Here is a 23,328-nt window from a genome sequence, read left to right as displayed (position 1 = left end):
GAGTGCTAGCTCGGGTATAACTTTGGGTTAGCACTCGGGTAACCCGGGTGCTAACGGCCGAGCGGCACCCGCGACGACGCACGGCCACCTGAACCAGACGAGATCCGCCGGCTCTGCCGGATAAGACAAGAAAGGTGTTGAACGTGGCAACCACGATCAAGCCGCTCGAGGACCGCATCCTCATCCAGCCCCTCGAGGCCACCACCCAGACGGCGTCGGGCATCTACATCCCGGACACCGCGAAGGAGAAGCCCCAGGAGGGCAAGGTCATCGCCACCGGCCCCGGCCGCATCGATGACAAGGGCAACCGCGTTCCCCTCGACGTTGCCGAGGGCGACGTCGTCATCTTCTCCAAGTACGGCGGCACCGAGGTCAAGTACGACGGCCAGGAGTACCTGCTCCTGAACGCCCGCGACATCCTCGCCGTAGTCTCCAAGTAATCGACGGGGGTCGGCCACCCGCCGCCCCCGACTGAAGAAGAATTAGGAATCACATGCCGAAGATTCTCGCTTTCGACGAGGAGGCCCGCCGCGCGCTCGAGCGTGGTGTCGACGCCCTCGCCAACACCGTCAAGGTGACGCTGGGCCCCAAGGGCCGCTACGTCGTTCTCGACAAGAAGTGGGGAGCCCCGACCATCACCAACGACGGCGTCACCGTCGCCAAGGAGGTCGAGCTCGACGATCCCTACGAGGATCTGGGAGCCCAGCTCGCCAAGGAAGTCGCCACCAAGACCAACGATGTCGCCGGCGACGGCACCACCACCGCCACCGTCCTGGCACAGGCCATGGTCCACCAGGGCCTTCGGGCTGTCGCCGCAGGCGCCAACCCCGTCGGGCTCAAGCGCGGCATCGACAAGGCCGTGGAGGCTGTCGTCGAGCGCCTGCGTGAGAACGCCCGGCCCGTTGACACCACCGCCGACATGGCGTCGGTCGCCACCATCTCGTCGCGCGACGAGCAGATCGGCGCCCTGATCGCCGAGGCCTTCGACAAGGTCGGCAAGGACGGGGTCATCACGGTTGACGAGTCCAACACGTTCGGCACCGACCTCGAGTTCACCGAGGGCATGCAGTTCGACAAGGGCTACCTCTCGCCGTACTTCGTGACCGACGCCGATCGCATGGAGGCCGTGCTTGAGGATCCGTACATCCTGATCCACAGCGGCAAGATCTCCTCGATGAACGATCTGCTCCCGCTGCTGGAGAAGGTCATCGCCGCCAAGGGCACCTTGTTCATCGTGGCCGAGGACGTCGACGGAGAGGCTCTGTCCACGCTCGTGGTCAACAAGATCCGTGGCACCTTCACGTCGGTGGCTGTCAAGGCTCCCGCCTTCGGCGATCGCCGCAAGGCCATGCTCGAGGACATCGCCATCCTCACCGGCGGCCAGGTTGTCGCCCCCGAGGTGGGCCTCAAGCTCGACCAGGTCGGTCTCGAGGTGCTCGGCCGCGCCCGGCGCATCGTCGTCACGAAGGACAACACCACGATCGTCGACGGCCACGGGGAGCACTCCGAGGTGGCCGGTCGCGTCGCGCAGCTGCGTGCCGAGATCGAGCGCACCGATTCCGACTGGGACCGTGAGAAGCTGCAGGAGCGAGTCGCCAAGCTCGCCGGCGGCGTCTGCGTGATCAAGGTCGGCGCCGCCACCGAGGTGGAGCTGAAGGAGAAGAAGCACCGCATCGAGGACGCCGTCTCGGCGACCCGTGCGGCGATCGAGGAAGGCATCGTCGCAGGAGGCGGTTCCGCCCTCATCCACGCCGGTGCAGTCCTGAAGGACGGCCTCGGTTTCCAGGGCGACGAGAAGGCGGGTGTCTCCGTCGTTGCGAAGGCGCTGGCCGAGCCGCTGCGCTGGATCGCTGAGAATGGCGGTGAGGCGGGCTACGTCATCACGGCCAAGGTCGCGGAGCTCGAGGTCGGTCACGGCTACAACGCGAAGATCGGCGAGTACCAGAACCTCGTCGAGAACGGCGTCATCGACCCCGTCAAGGTGACCCGCTCTGCGCTCGCGAACGCCGCGTCGATCGCTTCGCTGCTGCTGACCACCGAGACGCTCGTGGTCGACAAGCCCGAAGAGGACTGACCCGTCAGTTGAGCTGAAGAGCCCCGCCCGGACCATCCGGGTGGGGCTCTTTGTCTGTGAGGGGCAACCGCGCCCGGTTCCGGCGGCGAGTCGGGCGGTTGCTACCGTTGCGCTGTGACGGCTCCTTCCACGCGACAGGGTTTCGCCTCAGCGCTGCGTGAGGCGCGGGTGCGCCATGGACTGTCGCTGCGTGCGGCCGCGCGCCGAGTCGGCCTTCCTCCCTCAACGCTGCAGGGGTGGTTCGACGGCCGCCACCTGCCGACGCTGGCGCTTCAGGATCAGTTCGTGGTGCTCCTTCACGAGCTGGGGCTCGGTGACGAGTCGGACGCCTGGCTCAGGGTGCTGGACGGGCTTCGTGGAGGCGGGTTGGTGGGCACCAACCCCTATCAGGGCATCCAGCCGTACGCCGCCGACGATGCTGAGCGCTATTTCGGCCGGGAGCGGGCCTTGGATGACCTGGTGGACAAGGTGCGGGCCGTCCAGACCGCCGGAGGGGCGAGGATTGTGGCGGTCGTCGGCCTGTCCGGAGCCGGGAAGACCTCCCTGCTCAACGCGGGCCTGGTGGGGATCGAATGCCGGGGCGGCGGTCGCCTCGCGGAGTTCGCCTGTGTCACGCTCAGCGCCCAGCAGGTGACCGAATGGGTACCGGGGGACACCCCGACCCTCCTGATCGTCGACCACTTCGAAGTCCTGCGCAACGCGGACGAAGCGCACCGGGAGGGGGTGCTCGCGGCCCTCGATGCGTTACCGGCCAACGTGACGACGGTGATCGGCATGGTTGCAGACGCGTACGGACACGCCCTCAGCGATCGGCGGCTCCAGGCCGCCCTGTCCGCCCCGGTACTGCTCGGCCCCTTGACCGAGCAGGAGTTTGCCCAGATCATCCGCCTCCCGGCCCAACGCAGCGGACGCCCCGTGGACGAGGCCCTCGTGGCGCTGCTCCAGCAGGACCTCCGGCGCTATGGGCCGCCGCCGGCGTCGGTGCTGCCCCTGCTCTCCAATGCGCTCTTCCGTGCGTGGGACCACGCCTCGGGGCAGAGCGTCACTGTGGAGGATTACGTGGAGACCGGGGGGCTCTGGGGCGGCCTTGAGCACCTCGCGGAAGAAGTGTTCGCGGATTCGTCAGCCGAGGAGCAGGAGCGCATCCGCGCACTGCTGCTCTCCCTCGTCCAGGTCAGCGCCGACGGATTCGAACGCAGGTCCATCGACATGTCGGCGATCGCGGAGGAGGACCTGGCGTTCGTCGACCGCTTCCTGTCCGCGCGCCTGTTGAGCATCACGGGCTCGTCCCTGGTCGTCAGCCACTCAGCACTGCTTCGCCAATGGGGTCGGCTGCGCTCCTGGGCCGAGGAGGCCCGGGACGCGCTGTTGCTCAGACGCCGGCTCAGCAAGGCGGCCGAGGTCTGGGAGGAGTCGGGTCGGGACCCCGACACCCTGGTCCCCGTGGCCGCGCTCGAACCGGCCGCGCACGGCATGGCACTCAACCACCTGGAGCAGGACTTCCTCGACGCCAGCCGGGCCAAGGAGGGCGAGCGCGCCGCGGCGCACGCCGGGGAGATCCGGAAACTCCGGCGGCTGAATGCGCTCATCACGGCGCTCGGTGCGATCGTCACCGTGCTGCTCATCATCGCCGTGTCCTCCGCCGCACGGCTCGAGCAGGTCAGCTCCGAGGCCGAACTCGCCAAGGCAGAGGCGCAGTCGAGGCAGTTGGCGCTCGTGGCGGAGGAGATGCGCAGGGGTGACCGCAACGTCGCAGCCCAGGTGAGCGTGGCGGCGCATCGCCTCTCCGACACGATGGAGGCGCGGGCCGCGGTGCTCAAGTCAGCTGGAGAACAGGTCCCGACGCGGATCCTGGGGCCGGCCGGAACGGTGCGCGTGGAGTCGGCTCCCGGCAGCGCGCTCGTGGCGAGCTCGTCGTCCGACGGTGTCGTGCGGGTGTGGCGCAACGGCCAGTTCGCCGCCCCCGCTGCACAGTTCACGGTGGTGGACGGGCAGCTCTTCGGCCTCGCCTTTTCGCTCGACCAGGGGCGCGAGTTCCTGGCCGTCGCGGGCCAGGGCACGGCGAGCGTCTGGGATGTCACTGGCGACGAGCCCCGCCGGCTCGGGGAGGTCGGTGGGGACTCGGTCGCGTACTCCGCGGCTCTCGGCGACGGCGCCGCCTACTTCGGCATGATCGACGGCACCGTGCGGCGGATGGATCTCGGCGATCCCGAGGCCAGGCTTGAAGCGTGGTCCCACCCGTCGGGGGCGGCGGTCCAGGCGCTGGCGGTGAGCCCCGCCGACGGATCGGTGGTGGCCGGATCCGATCTGATTTTGGCCCACTGGACGTCCGACGGTGAGGAACTGCCCGCGGTGGCGTTGTCACGCTGGGTGAACAAAGCGGTATTCGACCCTGAGGGAACGTCGCTGGTTGCCGTGGGCGGGGGAGGCACGACGACGCTGCTTACGGCCCGACCCACCGGTCTGGAACTGGTCACGGCGCTGGAGTTCGGCCCGCTGGCGCTCCACAGCGTCGCCGTCACAGAGGATCGCATCGTCGTCGGTTCCGGCACCGGAGACGTCACGGTGCTCGATCGGGACGGCTCCCGCCTTGGCAGCTTCGTCGTGCCCAGTACCGTCACCGGGATCGGGTTCGTCGAGGGCAGGGTCGTCACGGGCAGCCTCGACGGCACCGTGCGGGTCTGGCCCGAGCGGTACTCGGGTCTGTTGATCGAGGGAAGCGACACACGGCAGCCCGCCGGCGTCGCAGGCGAGCGGATCGTCAAGTACTTCGGGGAGACCGCCCGCGTGTTCGACATGGACGGAGAGTTGGAAAGGGAGTTCGACCTGCCGGACGGCGCGCAGACCGACTCCACCGTCATCCATGCCTCGGACGAGACACTCACGCTCTGGGTCGGCGACGGCACGCTCGCCACCTGGGACCTCACCCGAGACGGGCAGCCGACGCTGACCGACATCGGGCCGGGCAACGCCTACTTCATGGGCGGGAGCCCGGACGGCCGCCGAGCGCTCTTCGCGAAGGCCTCCGTTCCCGAGGCGCTCGTGCTCGAGCGCGACGACCTGGGCTGGAGGGTGGCCGGGTCCTTCAGCACCTGGTCCACTCTGGCGATGGGCTGGCATCCCGCCGAGCCGATGTTCGCCGCCATGAGTGAGGATTCGACCCGACTGGTGATCTGGAATGCCGAGACCCTCGACAAGCTGGGGGAGGTCGAGGTGCCGTCCACCGGGGCCGCGATCACCCTTGCGTGGGATCCGTCCGGTGACCGGCTCTTCCTGGGGACCGACGCCGGCTACATCCTGGCGGTGGATGTCACGGATCCCGCCCGACCTGCAGTGGCTGCCACGGACACGGAGCTTCATTCGGGGATTTCGTCGCTGGCCCTGGCCGAGGACGGCGAGCTGCTGGCGGCCGGACTCGTCGACGGCCGGATCGAGCTGTGGTACGTCCGGGACGAGGGTCTGGAGCAGGCCGTCACCCTCAGACCGGGCCGCGGGTCGGTGTCGCAGCTTGTCTTCGACGAGGGCGAGCTGATCTTCCTCACCGATGACGAGGGCATCCACACATGGCCCCTCGACGTCGACGTCGCGGTCGAGCGGGTGTGCGCCGCGGTCGGGCAGAGCCTGACCTCGCACGAATGGGGTCACCTCGCACCGAGCGTGGACGCTCCCGATGGTTGCGGCTGAGCAGCGCTGATCGAGTCAGCGTAGACTGACGACGGTTTCAGCCGAGGAGGGTGACGAGAAGTTGTTTGAGGAACTGACCGGCGCGGGGGTCCCGCGCCCTTTCGCGGCGCTGGGGCTCACTTTCGATGACGTGCTTCTGCAGCCGAACCAGTCCGACATCATCCCCTCGGAGGTCGATACGGGCACGCAGCTGACCAAACGGATCAGGCTGAACGTTCCGCTCGTGTCTGCGGCGATGGATACGGTCACCGAGTCCCGGATGGCGATCTCCATGGCGAGGGAGGGTGGCATCGGCATCCTGCACCGCAACCTGTCGATCGAGCAGCAGGCACACATGGTCGATCAGGTGAAGCGATCCGAGGCGGGGATGGTCAGCGAACCGGTGACCGTCAGCCCCGACGCGACCCTCGCCGAGGTGGACGAGATGTGCTCGCAGTACCGCATTTCCGGCGCGCCCGTCATCGACGCCAACGGCGTGCTCGTGGGCATCATCACCAACCGCGACATGCGCTTCGAGGACGACGGCAACCGCAGCGTCGGCGACGTGATGACGAAGATGCCGCTGGTGACGGTGCGCGAGGGGGCGTCCGGCGAGGAGGCGCTCGGGCTCATGGCCAAGCACAAGGTGGAGAAGATCCCGATCGTCGACGGGCAGAACCGTCTCAAGGGACTGATCACTTTGAAGGACTTCGTCAAGGCCGACCGGTACCCGAACGCGGCCAAGGACGACCAGGGACGCCTCCGGGTAGGTGCAGGCGTCGGTTTTTACGGCGACTCGTGGGAGCGTGCGATGGCTCTCGTCGAGGAGGGTGTTGATCTCATCGTCGTCGACACCGCCCATGGGCACAGCCGGGGCGTCGTCGAGATGATCAAGCGGCTGAAGGCGGAGCCGCTCGCCAAGGACGTCGACATCGTCGGCGGCAACGTGGCCACCTACGCCGGCGCCAAGGCGCTCGTGGAGGCGGGCGCGGATGCCGTCAAGGTCGGTGTCGGGCCGGGATCCATCTGCACCACCCGCGTCGTCGCGGGGGTCGGCGTGCCGCAGGTGACCGCGATCTTCGACGCCGCCCAGGCGGCTCGACCCGCCGGCGTGCCGGTCATCGGCGACGGAGGCCTGCAGTACTCCGGCGACATCGCCAAGGCCATCGTCGCGGGGGCGTCGGCGGTCATGCTGGGGTCGCTGCTCGCAGGCTGCGAGGAGAGCCCGGGCGATCTGGTCTTCATCAACGGCAAGCAGTTCAAGAGCTACCGCGGGATGGGATCCCTGGGGGCGATGGCCGCGCGCGGCCGCAAGGCGTCCTATTCGAAGGACCGCTACTTCCAGGGCGACGTCACCTCCGACGACAAACTCATCCCCGAGGGCATCGAGGGACAGGTGGCCTATCGGGGTCCGCTGGCCGCCGTGGCCTATCAGCTCGTCGGCGGGCTCAGGCAGTCGATGTTCTACTCAGGGGCGTCGACGATCGCGGAGCTCCAGGACCGCGGCCGCTTCGTGCGGATCACCGCCGCCGGACTTCGCGAGTCCCACCCGCACGACATTCAGCTGACCGCTGAGGCGCCCAACTACTGGGCCCGCTAGAAAGGACGCCATCCATGTACGAGCTTGGACGCAGCAAGCGGGCTAGCCACGCCTACAGCTTCGACGATGTCGCCATCGCGCCGACGCGCCGCACCCGCAGCGACGACGAGGTGGATCTCACCTGGAAGATCGACGCCGTCTCCTTCGAGGTGCCGATCGTCGCTGCCCCCATGGACTCGGTGATGTCTCCGGCCACAGCCATCCGGATGGGGGAACTGGGCGGGCTCGGCGTGCTGAACCTCGAGGGGCTGTGGACGCGGTACGAGGATCCGCAGCCGCAGTACGAGTTGCTGACCCAGCAGTGTGACCAGGTCACCGCCACTCGGCGCATGCAGGAGATCTACGCCGAGCCGGTCAAACCCGAGCTGATCCGCGACCGGTTGGCCGAGATCCGCAACGCCGGCGTCCCGGTCGCGGGCTCACTGTCTCCGGCGCGCACCCTGGAGTTCGCCCCGGTGCTGGAGCAGGCGGGGATGGACTTCTTCGTGATCCGCGGCACCACGGTGTCGGCCGAACACGTGGGAGGGGAGGAGACCCTCAACCTCAAGGACTTCATCTACCGGTTCGACGTGCCCGTGCTCGTCGGCGGCGTGGCGACGTACCGCGCCGCGCTGCACCTGATGCGGTCGGGCGCCGCGGGCGTCCTCGTCGGCTTCGGCGGCGGGGCCACGCACACGACGGCGTCGGTGCTGGGCATCGAGGTCCCGATGGCCTCGGCCGTCGCCGACGTCGCCGAGGCGCGCCGTGACTACCTCGAGGAGTCGGGCGGCCGCTACGTCCACATCCTCGCCGATGGGGCCGTCGGCCGTTCGGGCGACATCGCCAAAGCCATCGCTTCGGGCGCGGATGCGGTCATGGTCGGCTCTCCGCTGGCCCGAGCCACTGAAGCTCCGGGTCGAGGGTGGCACTGGGGGAGCGAGGCGTGGCATCCTCGCCTGCCGCGCGGTGAGCGCTCGTTCTTCGACCAGGTGGGCACCCTCGAGGAGGTTGTCCTCGGGCCGTCGAGAGTGCCCGACGGCACGATGAACCTGGCCGGTGGGCTACGCAAGGCGATGGCTCTGACCGGTTACACCGACATCAAGAGTTTCCAGCGGATCGATCTGATCCTCCACTGACACCTGAGGGGCCCCGATGGACGAGGCAGAAGCTGAGCTGAAACGCCTGCGTGGCAGCATCGACAACATGGACTCGGCGTTGATCCACCTGCTCGCGGAGCGCTTCAAGGTGACCCAGCGGGTCGGCCAGTTGAAGGCGACGGCCGGGCTGCCGCCCGCTGATCCCCAGCGCGAGGCGCATCAGATCGCCCGGCTGCGCGCTCTCGCCGTCGAAGCGGACCTGGATCCTGAGTTGGCCGAGAAGTTCCTGACCTTCATCGTGCGGGAGGTCGTCCGCCACCACGAGCAGATCGCGGCCGAGCAGAACTAACGATCGCCGACTCAGCTGAGGACACGCCAACCAACGGCGCACAACGCCAACCAAGAGCCCGAAACGCCAACGGACTAGGCCAAACGCCGACAAGGTTCAGCGACGCCCGCGAGACATCGCGGGCGTTGCTGAGTCTCACGGGCGTGATCGGAGAGCGGTTGGCGTTGTCCGCGTTCGGTTGGCGTTCCGTGTCGCCCGTTGGCGTCGTCGACGGCGATAGGAGGCTGGTGCGCCGCCTGTCAGTCGTCGGCGTTGACCAGGAAATCCGCTGCGCGGACGAGGTACTCGCGCATCGTCTCGGCGTCAGCAGGATCCAGGCCCAGGCTTTCCACCGCAACCAGCATGTGGTGCACCCAGCGGTCGCGCTGCGCAGGAGTCACGGCGTAGTCGAAGTGCCGCATGCGCAGCCGCGGATGACCGCGCTGCTCCTGATAGGTCTTGGGCCCGCCCCAGTACTGCTCAAGAAACATCCGCAGCCGGTCTGCGGCCGGGCCAAGGTCGTCCTCCGGGTAGAGCGCGCGCAGCGGAGGGTCGGACGCGACGCCCTCGTAGAACCTCGCCACGAGCCTCTCAAACGTGGCGGCGCCTCCGACCCGGTCGTAGAACGGCTGTTGCGTCACCCGTGCACCTCGTGGCGCCAGGAGTGCTGCGGGGCAAACCCCAGCGCGTCCTTCGCGGCCGAGTTGGACAGCAGCGTGCCGAACTCCGAGACGTGGTCCGGCACCGTGATCCCGGGGTGGGTCACGGCGAGGGCCTCTCGGGTCGGCACATCAAGGAGTCGGTGTAGATCCCGCCGGCGGGGATTGTTCGCGTGGTGGACGACGGCGTCCGCGCCACTGAGGACGTCCACCGCTTCGCCGTACTCGGCGAGGTCGGCGCGGAGGAAGTCTCCCGCGTACCAGGCAGGTCGGGGTGCCAGATCGGTGCCGAGGACGTCGTAGTGGGGCAACTCGGCGAAGTGGCGGAGCGTGGCCTGGCCGGCTTTGCCGCTGGCTCCGGTGATGACGATGCGCATGAGTGCAGCCTACTTCGGAAGTAGGAGGGCCAGGCATGCCGATGGCGCCCGGCCGAGCTCCGGGCGCCATCGGTGGGGGTCACTGGTCCGCGAGGCCCTCGAAAAGGACCGTGGAGAGGTAGCGCTCGCCGAAGCTCGCGAGCAGCACCACGATGGTCTTGCCCGCGTTTTCCGGGCGGTTGGCCACCTCGATCGCAGCCGAGAGCGCGGCTCCGGAGGAGAGCCCGACGAGGACGCCCTCCTCGGTGGCGGACCGGCGAGCGAAGTCGACGGACTGATCGATGTTCCGGGGCAGCACCTCGTCGATGACGCCGCGGTCGAGGATCTCGGGGATGAAGTTCGCGCCGATGCCCTGGATCTTGTGGGGACCGGGGGCGTTCCCGGACAGGATCGCGGATTCCTGCGGCTCGACCGCGACGATCTGGACCTCCGGCTTGCGCTCCTTGAGGACCTGGCCGACACCCGAGATGGTGCCGCCGGTGCCGATGCCTGCAACGAAGATGTCGACGGTGCCGTCGGTGTCCTGCCAGATCTCCTCGGCGGTGGTCGAGCGATGGATGTCGACGTTGGCCTGGTTCGCGAACTGGCGGGCCAGAATGCCGCCACGCTCAGCGGCGATCTCCTCGGCCTTCTCCACGGCACCACGCATGCCCGCGGGCCCTGGGGTGAGCACCAACTCGGCCCCGTACGCGCGCAGCAGTGCGCGGCGCTCCACCGACATGGTCTCCGGCATGGTCAGGACCACCTTGTAGCCGCGGGCGGCCCCCACCATCGCCAGCGCGATCCCCGTGTTGCCCGACGTTCCCTCGACGATGGTTCCCCCGGGCTGCAGTTCCCCAGAGGCGACGGCTGCGTCGATGATCGCGACACCGATGCGGTCCTTGACGGAGGCGGCCGGGTTGAAGGACTCGAGCTTGGCTAGGACTGTGGCGTTATCGCCCGCGATGCGGTTGAGCTTGACCAGCGGGGTGCGGCCGACTGTGGCCGTGATATCAGGAAAGATGTTCATGCTCGGGGCAACCACCCGATCAGGCCAGATATTCCCGATCCGTCGATATTGGTCTGCACATGGTTGGGGCCGGGGTGATCCCAAGTGCCCACCGCGGCTTTGATCAGTCACGGGCGGTCGGATTCGGGCTGCGCAGGGATGGCGCAATAGACTCGCGCGCATGACTGCCCAGCACGATCTCGTCCTCGTCGTCGATTACGGCGCCCAGTACGCCCAACTCATCGCCCGTCGGGTCCGGGAAGCCAACGTCTACTCCGAGATCATCAGCTCGAAGGCCGGCGTCGAGGAGATCCTCGCGCGGCAGCCCTCCGCGATCATCCTGTCCGGCGGCCCGGCCTCCGTGTACGACCCCGGCGCGCCCACCGTCGACCCCCAGCTGTTCGAGGCGGGCGTGCCCGTCCTGGGGATCTGTTACGGGTTCCAGGCGATGGCTCAGGCGCTCGGCGGCACCGTGGCCAAGACCGGGCAGCGTGAGTACGGCCGCACATCGCTGTCCATCACCCAGGGCGGCTGCCTGCTGCAGAGCCTGCCCAACACACTCAACGTCTGGATGAGCCACGGGGACTCGGTGAGCCGGGCTCCGAAGGGTTTCACGGTGCTCGCCCGCACCGCAGGGGCCCCAGTCGCGGCCTTCGAGGACGTCAGCCGCAGGCTGGCGGGTCTCCAGTGGCACCCTGAGGTGCTGCACTCGCAGTGGGGCCAGCAGGTGCTCGAGCACTTCCTCTTCAACATCGCCTCGCTGACGCCCGACTGGACTGCGGAACACATGGTCACCGAAGCCATCGACGCGGTTCGCATGACGGTCGGTGATCGTCGTGTGCTGTGCGCACTCTCCGGAGGTGTCGACTCGGCCGTGGCCGCGGCGCTGGTGCAGAGGGCCATCGGGGCCCAGCTAACCTGCGTGTTCGTCGACCACGGCCTGCTGCGCGAGGGCGAGGCTGAGCAGGTCAAGAACGACTTCGTCGCGGCGACGGGGGTCGAGCTCGTCGTGGCGGACGAGCGCGAGCGGTTCCTGGCGGCGCTCAAGGGGGTCACCGATCCCGAGGAGAAGCGCAAGATCATCGGGCGCGAGTTCATCAGGACGTTCGAAGCGCAGGCCCGCGAACTCGCCGGCGAACGTGGAATCGACTTCCTCGTCCAAGGCACCCTCTACCCCGACGTGGTGGAGTCGGGCGGCGGCGAGGGGACGGCCAACATCAAGAGCCACCACAATGTGGGAGGCCTGCCGGACGACCTGCAATTCACCCTCATCGAGCCGCTCCGCCACATGTTCAAGGACGAGGTGCGTGCCGTGGGGGAGGAACTCGGGCTGCCCGAGGCGATGGTCTGGCGCCACCCGTTCCCCGGACCTGGGCTGGGGATCCGCATCATCGGTGAGGTGACGCAGGAGAGGCTCGAGATCCTGCGCCAGGCTGACGCGATCGCCCGTCATGAGGTCGCCGAGGCAAAGATGGAGAGGGACATCTGGCAGTTCCCCGTCGTGCTGTTGGCCGACGTCAGATCGGTGGGCGTCCAGGGCGACGGACGCACGTACGGCCACCCGATTGTGCTGCGGCCGGTGGTCTCCGACGACGCCATGACGGCGGACTGGGCGCGCCTCCCGCACGACTTGCTGGAGAGGATCTCGAGCCGCATCACCAACGAGTGCCCCGATGTCAACCGGGTGGTGCTCGACATCACCAGCAAGCCCCCAGCCACCATCGAGTGGGAGTAGACCACGGAGCCGCCGAGCGATCTCGGCGGCTCCGTCGTTCGCGGGCGGTTCGGTAGCTCAGATGGTGTAGTCGTTGGACCCACCCGGGCCGCCGCGACGTCCGTCGTACCACGAGCGCGCCTTGCGGAACTGCTCTTCGGCGATGGTGCCTCCGGTGTCTTCGCGGGGCAGGATCACCCAGAGCGCGACGTAGATGAGCACGCCGCTGCCGCCGAGAACGGTGACGAGGACGAACGCGAGCCGCACGATGGTGGCGTCGATGTTGAAAGCCTTGGCGAGACCAGCGGCGACGCCGCCGATCATGCCGTCATTGGAACGGGTGAGCTTCATGATGGATTCCTTTACTGGGGTGGTGAGTGGCGGATGAACGAGAAGAGCAGGGCGACGGCACCGGCGACGGCCAGGGCGATCGCGAGAGCGGGCTGGACCGCGGACGGGCTGAGTCGATCGACCAGGAGCAGCACAAGCGCGAAGCCGACGGCTGCCAGCCCGACTGCGATGGCGGCCACATCGTGACGTCTCATGAGACCTCCTCGAAGTGGACGCGAGCGGCGATGAGGTCCACCACGACCGCCACCTCGAGCGCGTCGTCGGGGGCGCCGGATGAGTGGGTGACGACGCCGAACCCACGGTCGACCGTGAGGTTCTCGATCGTGCCGGGCAGGCGGACCGTCACGTCGGAGCCGACGGCGTCCAGGTCGATGGTCGTGATGCCCTCGAGGTCGTCGGCGGTGAGAACGAGCTCTGAGCGTTCGCCAACCACGCGGATGTTCAACACGCCGTCGGCCGCTGCGGGAACAGGGGCTGCGGTCTGCACGGCCATCAACGCCGAGCTGATCGCCAGCACGACGACGAGCGACAGCACGCTGCGTGGCACCCGTCTGCGGGTGAGCATCCCGACCCCGGCCACGACCACACCGGCACTGGCCGACGACGCGGCGAGCGTTTCCAGCGGACTGAGCCCGAATATCAGGTACGCCGCGGGCGCAACCGCCACCATCACGATGACGGTCGCAATCCCCGCCCCCCAGCTCGTCCGCGGAGGGGCGACGGTGGAGCTGACGCGCGGTTCCGGAAGCGGGGGAGCGCCGTAGAGCTCCACCGTAGGAAGTGGCCGGGCGTCACCTGCTGCCGCGGCCATGGAGGCACGCCAGGACGCGATGAGTTCGTGGTCGTCACGAGGTGTGTTCTGGATCTCGCGAGCGTCGTGGCCGGTCAGCGAGGGCTGTTGCGTGTCGGTCTGGGTTCGCCGGATGATGACGAACGCGCCCAGGAGGGCGACACCGCTCAGCCACGGGAGCGGGGTGATCGCGCCGGTGAGGGCCATCACGGCCAGCGTCGTCGTCACCACGACGGCCTTCGCCCAGGGCGAGGGCCAGCCGCGGAAGCTGGGCAGGTAGGCGTCGATCGGTCGACGGGTGTCGGGGCCGGCGGTCAGCGCTGATCCCCAGCCGTACAGGGCGACGCCCAGCCCTCCGCAGAGGGCCAGGACGACGAAGGCGACTCGCACCAGGACCGGATCTACGCCCAGCCGATCGGCGATGGCCTGGGCGAGCCCAGTGAAGACCCCCGGCTGGCGGCGCTGCAGAGCGCCCAGGCTCGGGTCGAGCCAGGCCAGATCGAGGTCGTTGCGTGCCATGGCTCCAGTCTTGCCCGTCTCAGCCGTGCGCGGGATAGGGAACACCCTGACGGTGACCTGAGATCGGTCGGACGCCACCCTGGAAGGGGCTGCTGACGCTGGCGTGAGGCCGCGCCGAGTGACACGCTGGAGGCATGACCGACCAGCGTGACCTGCTTCGCGCGCCCCCCCGCGCGCCCCTGGGCCGCAGGGTCGAGGGGCGGATGATCGCGGGCGTGGCGGTCGGGCTGTCCGAGCATCTGGACCTGAGCGTGCGGGTGGTGCGCTTCGGCTTCGTGCTGCTGTCCTTCCTGTCCGGCATGGGGGTCGTCGCCTACCTCGCGCTCTGGGTGTTCATGCCTCGCGCCAACACCGTCGAGAGCGCGGCCGGTCTCGACGCTGCAGCGCGCCGCGGCATGCGCCCCGCAAGCTCGACGGCGACGCAACGGGCCGACACAGGGATCCTCGTGTCGGGAGGGATGATCGCCGTGGGCATCCTGTGGGCGTTCGTCGTGGCCGGTGCAGTCCCCTCGAACCTCTTCTGGCCAGCGGTCCTCGGTGGAGCGGGCGTCATCGTCATCTGGCTGCAGGTGGACGAGCGCGTGCCCCACGCCGCGGACCAGGTCGCCGTCGGCCCCTGGGGACGGTTTACGCGCGGCGGCGGAGCCATGAGCGTTCTGCGTCTGATGGGCGGCTTGCTCCTCGTCCTGGCGGGGGTCACCTGGATCCTGGCCACCAGGGTGGGCCTGGCCCAGCTCCCGGGAATCCTGGGCGCCAGTGCCCTCCTCCTGGCGGGACTCGTCGTCGTGGCCGCGCCGTGGCTGTACCAGCAGCGAGGCCGCATCCGTAGGGCGGAGGCGGAGCGGTTACGCGCCGAGGCGCGCTCGGACATGGCGGCGCATCTGCACGACTCGGTGCTGCAGACGCTCGCACTCATTCAGCGCCAAGCGGGCGATGCGGCCACCGTCTCCGCATTGGCGAGGAAGCAGGAGAGGGAGCTGCGGACCTGGCTCTACGGCGAGACCCCCCGCGACGAGTCCCTCCGGGCGGCGCTCGCCGCGATTGCGAGCGACGTCGAATCCAACTTCCCGATCAACGTCGAGGTCGTGTGTGTCGGCGACGCCCAGGTGGACGACCGGGTGCAGGCGCTCGTCCAGGCGGTTCGGGAAGCTGTCATCAACGCCGCGAAACACTCGCAGTCGCCCAGGGTGGACGTCTACGCGGAGGTGCTGGGGACCGGAATCGAGGCGTTCGTCCGCGACCGCGGCGTCGGCTTCGATCCGGCCAGGGTGCCGGAGGGGCGCATGGGCGTGAGAGAATCGATCAAGGCGCGCCTCGAGCGGCAGGGTGGCACAGCAGTCATCCGGTCTGAGGCGGGCACCGGCACCGAGGTGAGGTTGGAGATCTAGTCCATGAATGATGAGGCCCCCAAACGGCTGTCGGACCTCAAGGTCGTCATCGTCGACGACCATGCCATGTTCCGCGCGGGCGTCCGGCATGAGATCGGGCAGCACGTGCACGTCACCGCCGAGGCTGACGATGTCGCCTCCGCCGTCGACGCGATCACACGGACCGACCCCGACGTCGTGCTTCTGGACGTGCATCTGCCAGGCGGCGGCGGGGCCGAGGTCATCAAGCAGACGCTGGCCATCAAGCCGAACGTCAAGTTCCTGGCGCTGTCGGTCTCAGATGCTGCGCAGGACGTCATCGGGGTTATCCGCGCCGGGGCGCGCGGGTACGTGACGAAGTCGATCAGCAGCGACGAGCTCCTTGAAGGGATGGCTCGCGTCGCCGGGGGGGACGCTGTGTTCTCGCCGCGTCTCGCGGGGTTTGTGCTCGATGCCTTCAGCGGGGCAATCGACGTCTCGGGGATCGACGAGGAGCTCGACAAGCTGAGCGCCCGCGAACGTGAGGTGTTGAAGCTCATCGCCCGCGGCTACGCCTACAAGGAGGTGGCCCGCGAGTTGTTCATCTCCATCAAGACGGTCGAGACTCACGTCTCGAGTGTGCTGCGCAAGCTACAGCTCTCGAACCGGCACCAGTTGACGAAGTGGGCCACCGACCGCCACCTCATCTGAGGCTGCTGGGCTCGGACGATCCGGGCATAAGAAAAGGCGGTGCCAGCGTGAGCTGGCACCGCCTTTGCAGTGTGTTGGTCAGGCGCGGTTCTTGGTGACGAAGCCGTAGATGACGAGCACCAGGAGGGCACCGAGGACGGAGAAGATGAGGCCCGAGACGGAGAAGATCTCGTCGTAGCTCACGTTGAAGAGCAGCCCGCCGAGGAATCCGCCGAGGAGAGCGCCGACGATGCCGAGGAGGATGGTGGCGACCCATCCGCCGCCCTGACGGCCGGGCATGATGGCCTTAGCGATGGCGCCTCCGAGGAGGCCGATGACGATGTAAGCAATGATTGTTCCCATGCATCCAGAATGCCCGACAACTTTGATCGTGTAAACCGAACTCGCCCTGAGAAGCCCCTGAGGGGGCGATCAGGGGGTGGTGCGGGAGGCGATAGCCTTGGGCCTCATGGAGTTCCTGTTCAACCTCGCCCTGCTGTTCCACTTCATCGGTTTCGCCGCCCTCTTCGGGGGAGCCTTTGTTCAGGCAAAGGGGCCGCGGCGGATCATCAATCCCGCCATGTTCCACGGTGCGCTCACTATGCTCGTCACCGGCCTGCTGCTGGTCGGTGTGTGGGAGATGGGGTCCTTCCGCGACGGGGACCCCAACCATCTCAAGATCGGGATCAAGTTCCTCGTGCTCGTCGGTGTGTTCGTCTTTGTCCTGGTCAACCGTAAGAAGGACAACGTGCCGGCGGGGCAGTTCTGGGCCATCGCGGGGCTCACCGCGCTGAACGCCGCCATCGCCGTCTTCATGTGAGGTCGGCCCAGGCGCGACCCCGGATCCGTCGCCGACGGATCAGCGACGATCGGCGTGTCGCCGGGGTTTCGGCGTCGCTCGCGGCCTAGAACAGCGGGCGCCACGGGCTGAGAAACAGCTCGGTCGCCTTCGCGACGGGGGATCTCTGCTGCCAGCGCTCCTCCGTCAGCTCATACGTGTTCGCTTGGTCGGTCGCGAAGACGCGCTCCATGTGGGCCGCAACGTCGGTGTCGGTGACCTCGAGATTGATCTCGTAATTGCCCCACAGGCTGAGGCGATCGAGGTTGGCGGTGCCGATCGTCGACCAGTGCCCGTCGATGGTGGCCGTCTTCGAGTGCACCATGGCCCCCTGATAGAGGAACAGGCGGATTCCGGAGCGCAGCAGCTCGGTGTAGTAGCCCCGCGAGAGCCAGTCGGCCACGACGTGGTTCGACCGCTCCGGCACGATGATCCGCACGTCCACGCCTCTGCTGGCCGCGTCCCTGAGCGAGGCGACGAGGTCGTCGTCGGGGATGAGATAGGCGTGCGTGAGCCAGATGTGGCTCGTGGCCCGATCGATGGCTTCCAGATACATGTTGCGGATCGGGTAGACTTGGATGCGCGGCGTGTTGCGATGCACCCTGACACCGGGCTCCCAGGATCGCGGTGGGTTGTGGTCGATCCGCTCGCGCGACCGGCCTGCGTGCAGGTTCCAGAAGTCGATGTAGGCGTTGTCGAGCTCCGCCACCCCCGGCCCCACGACGCGGGCGTGGGTGTCGCGCCAGCCGCGGGCGTAGAGGTGGCCGATGTTGTACCCGCCGATGAACCCGACCTTGCCGTCGACGGTGAGCAGCTTCCTGTGATCACGGCCCCAGCTCCTCGGCGACCACGGGATCGGGATGGCGGGGTGCGGCATCACCCGGACGTTGTCGGGGATCTCCTTGTAGAAGCTACGTGGAACGACCAGGTTGGCGAACTCGTCCCAGATGGCGTAGACGCGCACCCCGCGGTTCGCGGCCCGGATCAGCGCGGAGCGGAACTGCTGGCCGACCTCGTCGCCCTTCCAGATGTAGGTCTCGAAGAAGACGTACTCCTCCGCACAGTCGATGGCCTTCACCATGTCCTCGTAGAGGTGCTCGCCGTAGGTGTAGACGCTGACCTCGTCTGGGCCGACGTCGATCGGCGAGGGTTCGGTGATGGGGAATTTGCGCAGCTTGCGCTTCTTCTTGCGCATCGACTCGACCAGGGTCAGAGCCAGCATCGCCACGATTTGGAGAAGCAGCACGGTGGTTGTCACGCGGCCGATGACCCGGCGCGCGCTGCTCATGTGGCGCATGGGGCCAGCTTACCCAGCCGCCGCGGGCGGGTAGGCTTGGGCACCGACATGAGCGACTCCCTGTTTCCCGACCTGTTCTCCGCGTTTGCGCCGGAGCGCACCCCGCGTCAGGAGGCGGGGGAGCGCCCCGTCGCCCAGGGCTCGGGGAAACGGGTCTCCGAGGACGAGCTGCTGGAGGGGCTGAACCCTCCGCAGCGCGAAGCTGTCGTCCACGCCGGGTCCCCGGTGCTGGTCGTGGCGGGGGCCGGGTCGGGCAAGACGCGGGTGCTGACGCGGCGCATCGCGCACCTGGTCTCGCAACGCGACGTCCACCCCGGGTCGATCCTCGCGATCACTTTCACGAACAAGGCAGCCGCGGAGATGCGCCAGCGCGTCGTCGAACTCGTGGGTAACCGGGCCAAGCTCATGTGGGTCTCCACCTTCCATTCCGCCTGCGTCCGCATCCTGCGCTCCGACATCGACCGGTTCGGGATGGCGAAGACGTTTTCGATCTACGACGACGCGGACTCGAAGCGCCTGATGTCGTTGGTGTGCCGCGAGCTCGAGATCGACCCCAAGCGCTACCCGGTGCGCGCGGTGATGAACAAGGTGAGCAACTTCAAGAACGAGCTCGTGGACTTCGAGCGGGCGCTCGCAGAAGCCGACTCGCCCCCACGGAAGGTCTACGCAGAGGCGTACGCCGAGTACCAGAGGCGGCTGGGGGCGGCCAACGCCCTCGACTTCGATGACCTCATCATGACGACGGTCCATCTCTTCCAGGCGTTCCCGGACGTCCGCGAGAAGTATCGTCGGCGCTTCCGCCACGTGCTGGTGGACGAGTACCAGGACACCAACCATGCCCAGTACGCGCTCGTGCGGGAACTGTGCGCGGACGTGACCACCGGCGTGGTCCCCGGCTCACCGGTGGTCGAGCCCGCCGAGCTCATGGTGGTTGGCGACTCCGACCAGTCGATCTACGCCTTCCGAGGCGCCACGATCCGCAACATCCTGGACTTCGAGAGCGACTTCCCCGGGGCGCGGACGATCGTCCTGGATCAGAACTACCGCTCCACGCAGAACGTGTTGACGGCCGCGAACTCGGTGATCTCCCGCAACGAGGGCCGGCGGGAGAAGCATCTCTGGTCCGAACTCGGCGAGGGTGACCTGATCGTCGGCTGGGTGGCGGACACGGAACAGGACGAGGCCCAGTTCGTGGCGACCGAGATCGACCGGCTGAGCGACGCCGGCGAGAGCCAGTACGGCGACACCGCTGTCTTCTATCGCACCAACGCGCAGTCGCGGGCCTTTGAAGAGGTGTTCATCCGGGTGGGCATGCCGTACAAGGTCGTGGGCGGCGTCCGGTTCTACGAGCGCCGTGAGGTGCGCGACGCCATCGCGTACCTCAGGGCCATCGTCAACCCGGCGGACGACGTGTCGGTGCGGCGGATCCTCAACGTGCCCAAACGGGGGATCGGCGACCGGGCCGAGGCGGCCATCGCCACCCTCGCTGCCCAGGAGCGGATCAGCTTCTTCGACGCGCTGCAGCGCGCTGCGGACGCACCGGGGCTGGCGTCACGATCGGTCAGGCTCATCCAGGGCTTCGTGGACCTCATCACGATGCACCGTGTGATGGCGGCCCAGGGCAAGCCCGCCGACGAGGTGCTGATGTCGATCCTCAAGGAGTCGACCTATCTTTCCACGCTGGAAGCATCGCCCGACCCGCAGGACATCACCCGGGTCGAGAACCTCATCGAACTGGTCTCGGTGGCCTCGGAGTTCGTGGCCGCGGCCAACACGGTGGACCTGGACGACGACGCCGCGATGGCCGGTCTGGCGGCCGGAATGCCGGAGCCGGACGATTCGCTAGCCGCCTTCCTGGAGCGCATCGCGCTCGTGGCCGACTCTGACCAGTTGCCCGACCACGACGAGGGGAAGGGTGTGGTCACGTTGATGACGCTGCACACCGCGAAGGGTCTGGAGTTCGACACTGTCTTCCTCACTGGCCTTGAGGAGGGGATGTTCCCCCACATGCGAGCGCTCACCGACCCGAACGAGTTGGAGGAGGAGCGGCGGCTGGCCTACGTCGGCATCACCCGCGCCCGCAAACGCCTCTACCTGAGCCGATCGCAGGTGCGGGTGACGTTCGGCTCGCCGGCCTACAATCCGCCGTCACGGTTCCTCCAAGAGGTGCCGGCGCACGTCCTCGACTGGCGCCGTACCGCGGCCGCGACCACAACGTGGGCGAGCTCGGCTGCAACGAGGAACCGGCAGACGTCGGCGTCCATCCAGAGCTTCGGTGCCGGCTCCGGCGCTCCCAAGTCGGTGCCCGTTCTGGCGGTGGGCGACCGCGTGCTCCACGGTTCGTTCGGCATGGGGACGGTGCTGGCGCTGAGCGGCGCAGGGGATAAGACCATGGCCGACGTCGACTTCGGTTCGGCGGGCGCGAAGAGGTTGAGCCTCAAGCACGCGCCGATGGAAAAGCTCTGAGCCTGGGGCCCTGGTCAACGACGTTCACCCTGAGAAAATGAGGTGCCGCGCGCTATCTGGCAGCGGCGGCACGTTTTCCCAGGGTGGAGGGTAGGCGATTGCTCAGGGCGGGAGCGGTCAGCGCACGCCCAGCGACCGCAGGAACGACATCGGGTTGGAGGCGTTGTACACGTCGCCGGGGGTGACGCCGGGCTCGTAGTACTCGAAGTGGAGGTGGGACCCGAAGGAGCGTCCCGTGTTGCCCACGTACCCGATCAGTTGCCCGGCCTTGACGGTGGCGCCGGGGCTGACGTTCTTGCGTGACATGTGGGCGTAGAGAGTCGAGCCGCCGTTGTTGTGCTGGATGACGACGTTGACGCCGGCCCAGCCGCCGGCCGACGAGCTGAGCACGACGCCCGAGGCGGCCGCGTAGATCGGGGTGCCGGTGGGGGCGGGGAAGTCCTGACCGGTGTGGTACCGGGACCAGCTGCCGCGGGCGCCGAAGCCGGCCCCCATGCGGTAGTTCTCCTTGACGGGCATCGAGCCGCCCTTGGTGGTGAGGTTCTCCACATCCTGGGCGGAGACGGCCACGTCAGCTGATTTGCTGGAGCCGGAGCCGGAGGCGGATGCCTTGGCGGCGGCGGCCTTTGCGGCTGCCGCCTCCTCAGCGGCCTTCTTCGCCTCGGCGAGTAGACGGGCGGCCTCTTCGGCTTCCTTGCGAAGCTTCTCGCTCTGGGCGGCCACGAGCTTCATGTCTTCATCCATGAGCTGGTCGCGAACCGCGGTGCTCGACTTCCACTCTTCAGCAGCCGCGGTCTCGGCCGACGCACCGAGCGCTGCGGTGCGCTCCTTGGCGTTCTCGTCGGCGACGGCTTCGGTGAGGTTGGAGCGAACGGCGCTGCGGCTGACTTCCTGGGACCGGTCCGCGAAGCCCAGTTCGGCGGCGGAGGCGGCGGCGGCGGGCACAGCGATCTCGGCGTTCAGGGACTCCGACGAGGCGTCCATGTCGGTGCTGCGCGAGTTGAATGCGAAGGCGAACAGCGCGGTGGCCGACAGGGCTCCTGCCACGGTCGCGGCGACAAGGCGGCGGCTCGCTGCGAGCGAGCGCGATCCGCGTTGGGGGGAGTTGGAAGCCTCAATGTCGACGACCTCATCGGCAACTGCCGCGCGTCGTGCGTTGGGGGATTGGTTCACCTGCATCCTCAGAATTGATCGGCTCCCTGCTGGGCTTCCTCCGAAACCTTAACAGTTCTCAGGAAGCTCTCAAAATTGGGGTGGTGCCTGTGGACAACAGTGTCATGTTTCGTGGGTAGCCCCGCTCACAAGTACTGACGGACACCGCGCGTACCGAGTAGTGTGGGCGGTCGCACCGTCGCAGACATTAAGGAACACTGTGGATCTCCTGGAATACCAAGCGCGAGACCTGTTCGAACAGTTCGGGGTGCCGGTTCTCCCCGGCAGGACGGCAACGACGCCGGACGAAGCCCGAACTGCCTACGCCGAACTGGGCTCCGACCTCGTCGTCATCAAGGCTCAGGTCCGCACCGGCGGCCGCGGCAAGGCCGGCGGCGTCAAGCTGGCGCGGGGCGAGGAGGCGGTGGTGAAGACCGCCGCTGAGATCCTCGACCTCGAGATCAAGGGCCACAAGGTGGAGACGGTCATGATCAGCCCCGGCGCCGACATCGCCGAGGAGTTCTACTTCTCGATCCTGCTCGACCGCGCCTCAGGGGGCTACCTCGCCATGGTCAGCACGGAAGGCGGAGTCGACATCGAGACTCTCGCGGAGGAGCGCCCAGAGGCGCTGCTGAAGGTCGGCCTCGACCCCGTCGACGGCATCACCGACGCCGTGGGCCGGAAGATCGTGGAGGAGGCCGGGTTCATGCCCGACGACCACGCCGCGGTGATCGACGTGCTGAAGAAGCTCTGGACCGTATTCCGGGAGTCCGACGCAACGCTGGTCGAGGTCAACCCCCTCGTGCGGACAGGTTCCGGGCAGATCATCGCCCTCGACGGGAAGGTCACCCTTGACGAGAACGCCGACTTCAGGCACGAGGAGTGGGAGTCCTACACCGAGACCTCGGGCGCGGTCGACCTCGAGCGCCAGGCCCGCGAGCTGGACCTCAACTACGTCAAGCTCGACGGCACCGTCGGCATCATCGGCAACGGCGCCGGGCTCGTCATGAGCACGCTCGACGTGGTCGCGGCGGCCGGCGAGGACCTGCCGGGCACACCCAAGCCCGCCAACTTCCTCGACATCGGCGGCGGAGCCTCGGCCACCGTCATGGCGAACGGGCTGCGGATCATCATGAGCGACCCCCAGGTGAAGTCGGTCTTCGTCAACGTCTTCGGCGGCATCACGGCCTGCAGCGACGTGGCCAACGGCATCGTCCACGCACTGGAGATGCTAGGCGACGAGGCGCGGCTGCCCATCGTCGTGCGCCTGGACGGAAACTCGGTGGAGGTTGGCAAGGCCATCCTCGCCGAGGCCAACCACCCCCTCATCACAGTCAAGAACACGATGGACGAGGCTGCGCGCGCCGCTGCGCGCCTGGCCAGCGAAGGGAACTGAGCAT

General features: G+C 67.9%; 21 protein-coding genes. 12 read left to right on the top strand and 9 right to left on the bottom strand.

Annotated features, from left to right (window positions below; genetic code table 11):
- The first annotated feature begins 143 nt into the window (after positions 1 to 143).
- From groES to RPIT_RS09850, 6 genes are all read left to right on the top strand, one after another.
- A complete protein-coding gene (gene groES / locus RPIT_RS09875) occupies positions 144 to 440 on the top strand; it encodes a co-chaperone GroES (protein ID WP_077344293.1) in 297 nt (98 codons plus the stop codon).
- A gap of 53 nt (positions 441 to 493) precedes the next feature.
- Positions 494 to 2,074, top strand: coding sequence for a chaperonin GroEL (gene groL, locus RPIT_RS09870; RefSeq protein ID WP_077342779.1), 1,581 nt, complete (start codon positions 494 to 496; stop codon positions 2,072 to 2,074).
- Positions 2,075 to 2,188: 114 nt separating this feature from the next.
- Positions 2,189 to 5,758, top strand: a complete 3,570-nt coding sequence (locus RPIT_RS09865) for an nSTAND1 domain-containing NTPase (protein ID WP_143028195.1) — start codon at positions 2,189 to 2,191, stop codon at positions 5,756 to 5,758.
- A 73-nt stretch (positions 5,759 to 5,831) separates the two neighbouring features.
- Complete coding sequence (gene guaB / locus RPIT_RS09860; RefSeq protein WP_077344292.1) at positions 5,832 to 7,337, top strand: IMP dehydrogenase; 1,506 nt, start codon at positions 5,832 to 5,834, stop codon at positions 7,335 to 7,337.
- A gap of 14 nt (positions 7,338 to 7,351) precedes the next feature.
- Positions 7,352 to 8,452 carry a GuaB3 family IMP dehydrogenase-related protein gene (locus RPIT_RS09855; RefSeq protein WP_077342775.1) on the top strand — a complete coding sequence of 367 codons (1,101 nt, stop codon included), beginning with the start codon at positions 7,352 to 7,354 and terminating at the stop codon, positions 8,450 to 8,452.
- Between the two features lie 16 nt (positions 8,453 to 8,468).
- Positions 8,469 to 8,762: a chorismate mutase gene (locus RPIT_RS09850; RefSeq protein WP_077342773.1), complete on the top strand. Its 294-nt coding sequence runs from the start codon at positions 8,469 to 8,471 to the stop codon at positions 8,760 to 8,762.
- A gap of 239 nt (positions 8,763 to 9,001) precedes the next feature.
- Here RPIT_RS09850 and RPIT_RS09845 read toward each other — a convergent pair whose 3' ends face one another.
- The 3 genes from RPIT_RS09845 to cysK all read right to left on the bottom strand — a co-directional run bounded on the left by RPIT_RS09845 (position 9,002) and on the right by cysK (position 10,786).
- Complete coding sequence (locus RPIT_RS09845) at positions 9,002 to 9,382, bottom strand: globin (protein ID WP_162274533.1); 381 nt, start codon at positions 9,380 to 9,382, stop codon at positions 9,002 to 9,004.
- Positions 9,379 to 9,777 carry an NAD-dependent epimerase/dehydratase family protein gene (locus tag RPIT_RS09840; protein WP_077342769.1) on the bottom strand — a complete coding sequence of 133 codons (399 nt, stop codon included), beginning with the start codon at positions 9,775 to 9,777 and terminating at the stop codon, positions 9,379 to 9,381. Before RPIT_RS09840 ends, RPIT_RS09845 begins: the two co-directional genes overlap by 4 nt.
- 79 nt (positions 9,778 to 9,856) lie before the next feature.
- Positions 9,857 to 10,786, bottom strand: coding sequence for a cysteine synthase A (gene cysK, locus RPIT_RS09835; protein ID WP_077342767.1), 930 nt, complete (start codon positions 10,784 to 10,786; stop codon positions 9,857 to 9,859).
- Positions 10,787 to 10,946: 160 nt separating this feature from the next.
- On the opposite strand from cysK, the gene guaA reads away from it, so the two are divergent.
- Positions 10,947 to 12,500, top strand: a complete 1,554-nt coding sequence (gene guaA / locus RPIT_RS09830; protein WP_077342765.1) for a glutamine-hydrolyzing GMP synthase — start codon at positions 10,947 to 10,949, stop codon at positions 12,498 to 12,500.
- A gap of 57 nt (positions 12,501 to 12,557) precedes the next feature.
- Here guaA and RPIT_RS09825 read toward each other — a convergent pair whose 3' ends face one another.
- From RPIT_RS09825 to RPIT_RS09815, 3 genes are read right to left on the bottom strand one after another with little or no spacing between them, the layout of a single operon-like run.
- A complete protein-coding gene (locus RPIT_RS09825; RefSeq protein WP_077342763.1) occupies positions 12,558 to 12,830 on the bottom strand; it encodes a PspC domain-containing protein in 273 nt (90 codons plus the stop codon).
- An 11-nt stretch (positions 12,831 to 12,841) separates the two neighbouring features.
- Positions 12,842 to 13,024 (bottom strand): hypothetical protein, encoded by a 183-nt coding sequence (locus tag RPIT_RS09820; RefSeq protein ID WP_077342761.1) that lies wholly within the window; start codon positions 13,022 to 13,024, stop codon positions 12,842 to 12,844.
- Positions 13,021 to 14,139, bottom strand: a complete 1,119-nt coding sequence (locus RPIT_RS09815) for a PspC domain-containing protein (protein WP_077342759.1) — start codon at positions 14,137 to 14,139, stop codon at positions 13,021 to 13,023. Before RPIT_RS09815 ends, RPIT_RS09820 begins: the two co-directional genes overlap by 4 nt.
- A gap of 134 nt (positions 14,140 to 14,273) precedes the next feature.
- Between RPIT_RS09815 and RPIT_RS09810 the strand changes: the two genes are divergently transcribed.
- Positions 14,274 to 15,527 carry an ATP-binding protein gene (locus RPIT_RS09810; RefSeq protein WP_077342757.1) on the top strand — a complete coding sequence of 418 codons (1,254 nt, stop codon included), beginning with the start codon at positions 14,274 to 14,276 and terminating at the stop codon, positions 15,525 to 15,527.
- 3 nt (positions 15,528 to 15,530) lie between these two features.
- The gene (locus tag RPIT_RS09805; protein ID WP_077342755.1) at positions 15,531 to 16,196 is read left to right on the top strand and encodes a response regulator; all 666 of its coding nucleotides are present in this window, start codon (positions 15,531 to 15,533) and stop codon (positions 16,194 to 16,196) included.
- Between the two features lie 78 nt (positions 16,197 to 16,274).
- Here the strand turns inward: RPIT_RS09805 and RPIT_RS09800 are convergent, their stop codons facing one another.
- Positions 16,275 to 16,538 (bottom strand): GlsB/YeaQ/YmgE family stress response membrane protein, encoded by a 264-nt coding sequence (locus tag RPIT_RS09800; protein WP_077342753.1) that lies wholly within the window; start codon positions 16,536 to 16,538, stop codon positions 16,275 to 16,277.
- A 106-nt stretch (positions 16,539 to 16,644) separates the two neighbouring features.
- Between RPIT_RS09800 and RPIT_RS09795 the strand changes: the two genes are divergently transcribed.
- A complete protein-coding gene (locus RPIT_RS09795; RefSeq protein ID WP_077342751.1) occupies positions 16,645 to 16,995 on the top strand; it encodes a hypothetical protein in 351 nt (116 codons plus the stop codon).
- Positions 16,996 to 17,080: 85 nt separating this feature from the next.
- On the opposite strand, the gene RPIT_RS09790 is transcribed toward RPIT_RS09795, so the two are convergent.
- A complete protein-coding gene (locus tag RPIT_RS09790) occupies positions 17,081 to 18,310 on the bottom strand; it encodes a phospholipase D-like domain-containing protein (RefSeq protein ID WP_077342749.1) in 1,230 nt (409 codons plus the stop codon).
- Between the two features lie 48 nt (positions 18,311 to 18,358).
- On the opposite strand from RPIT_RS09790, the gene pcrA reads away from it, so the two are divergent.
- Positions 18,359 to 20,776 carry a DNA helicase PcrA gene (gene pcrA / locus RPIT_RS09785; RefSeq protein ID WP_077342747.1) on the top strand — a complete coding sequence of 806 codons (2,418 nt, stop codon included), beginning with the start codon at positions 18,359 to 18,361 and terminating at the stop codon, positions 20,774 to 20,776.
- Between the two features lie 117 nt (positions 20,777 to 20,893).
- On the opposite strand, the gene RPIT_RS09780 is transcribed toward pcrA, so the two are convergent.
- Entirely contained in the window at positions 20,894 to 21,949 is a 1,056-nt protein-coding gene (locus RPIT_RS09780; RefSeq protein WP_162274532.1) for a M23 family metallopeptidase, read from the bottom strand.
- A gap of 199 nt (positions 21,950 to 22,148) precedes the next feature.
- Between RPIT_RS09780 and sucC the strand changes: the two genes are divergently transcribed.
- Entirely contained in the window at positions 22,149 to 23,324 is a 1,176-nt protein-coding gene (sucC, locus tag RPIT_RS09775) for an ADP-forming succinate--CoA ligase subunit beta (RefSeq protein ID WP_077342743.1), read from the top strand.
- Positions 23,325 to 23,328: the final 4 nt, after the last annotated feature.

The sequence above is a fragment of the Tessaracoccus flavus genome, from assembly GCF_001997295.1.
Lineage (GTDB): Bacteria > Actinomycetota > Actinomycetes > Propionibacteriales > Propionibacteriaceae > Arachnia > Arachnia flava.
The sequence above is the reverse complement of the archived record's forward strand: the minus strand, read 5'-3'. Positions and strand labels throughout refer to the sequence as shown.

Bases quoted from the DNA above. Each gene is read 5' to 3' on its own strand.
- RPIT_RS09815 (WP_077342759.1), bottom strand. From the start codon at position 14,139: ATGGCACGCAACGACCTCGATCTGGCCTGGCTCGACCCGAGCCTGGGC.
- cysK (WP_077342767.1), bottom strand. From the start codon at position 10,786: ATGAACATCTTTCCTGATATCACGGCCACAGTCGGCCGCACCCCGCTG.
- RPIT_RS09795 (WP_077342751.1), top strand. From the start codon at position 16,645: ATGGAGTTCCTGTTCAACCTCGCCCTGCTGTTCCACTTCATCGGTTTC.
- RPIT_RS09810 (WP_077342757.1), top strand. From the start codon at position 14,274: ATGACCGACCAGCGTGACCTGCTTCGCGCGCCCCCCCGCGCGCCCCTG.
- RPIT_RS09790 (WP_077342749.1), bottom strand. From the start codon at position 18,310: ATGCGCCACATGAGCAGCGCGCGCCGGGTCATCGGCCGCGTGACAACC.
- RPIT_RS09800 (WP_077342753.1), bottom strand. From the start codon at position 16,538: ATGGGAACAATCATTGCTTACATCGTCATCGGCCTCCTCGGAGGCGCC.
- RPIT_RS09805 (WP_077342755.1), top strand. From the start codon at position 15,531: ATGAATGATGAGGCCCCCAAACGGCTGTCGGACCTCAAGGTCGTCATC.
- pcrA (WP_077342747.1), top strand. From the start codon at position 18,359: ATGAGCGACTCCCTGTTTCCCGACCTGTTCTCCGCGTTTGCGCCGGAG.
- groL (WP_077342779.1), top strand. From the start codon at position 494: ATGCCGAAGATTCTCGCTTTCGACGAGGAGGCCCGCCGCGCGCTCGAG.
- RPIT_RS09855 (WP_077342775.1), top strand. From the start codon at position 7,352: ATGTACGAGCTTGGACGCAGCAAGCGGGCTAGCCACGCCTACAGCTTC.
- RPIT_RS09825 (WP_077342763.1), bottom strand. From the start codon at position 12,830: ATGAAGCTCACCCGTTCCAATGACGGCATGATCGGCGGCGTCGCCGCT.
- guaA (WP_077342765.1), top strand. From the start codon at position 10,947: ATGACTGCCCAGCACGATCTCGTCCTCGTCGTCGATTACGGCGCCCAG.
- RPIT_RS09840 (WP_077342769.1), bottom strand. From the start codon at position 9,777: ATGCGCATCGTCATCACCGGAGCCAGCGGCAAAGCCGGCCAGGCCACG.
- RPIT_RS09820 (WP_077342761.1), bottom strand. From the start codon at position 13,024: ATGAGACGTCACGATGTGGCCGCCATCGCAGTCGGGCTGGCAGCCGTC.
- RPIT_RS09850 (WP_077342773.1), top strand. From the start codon at position 8,469: ATGGACGAGGCAGAAGCTGAGCTGAAACGCCTGCGTGGCAGCATCGAC.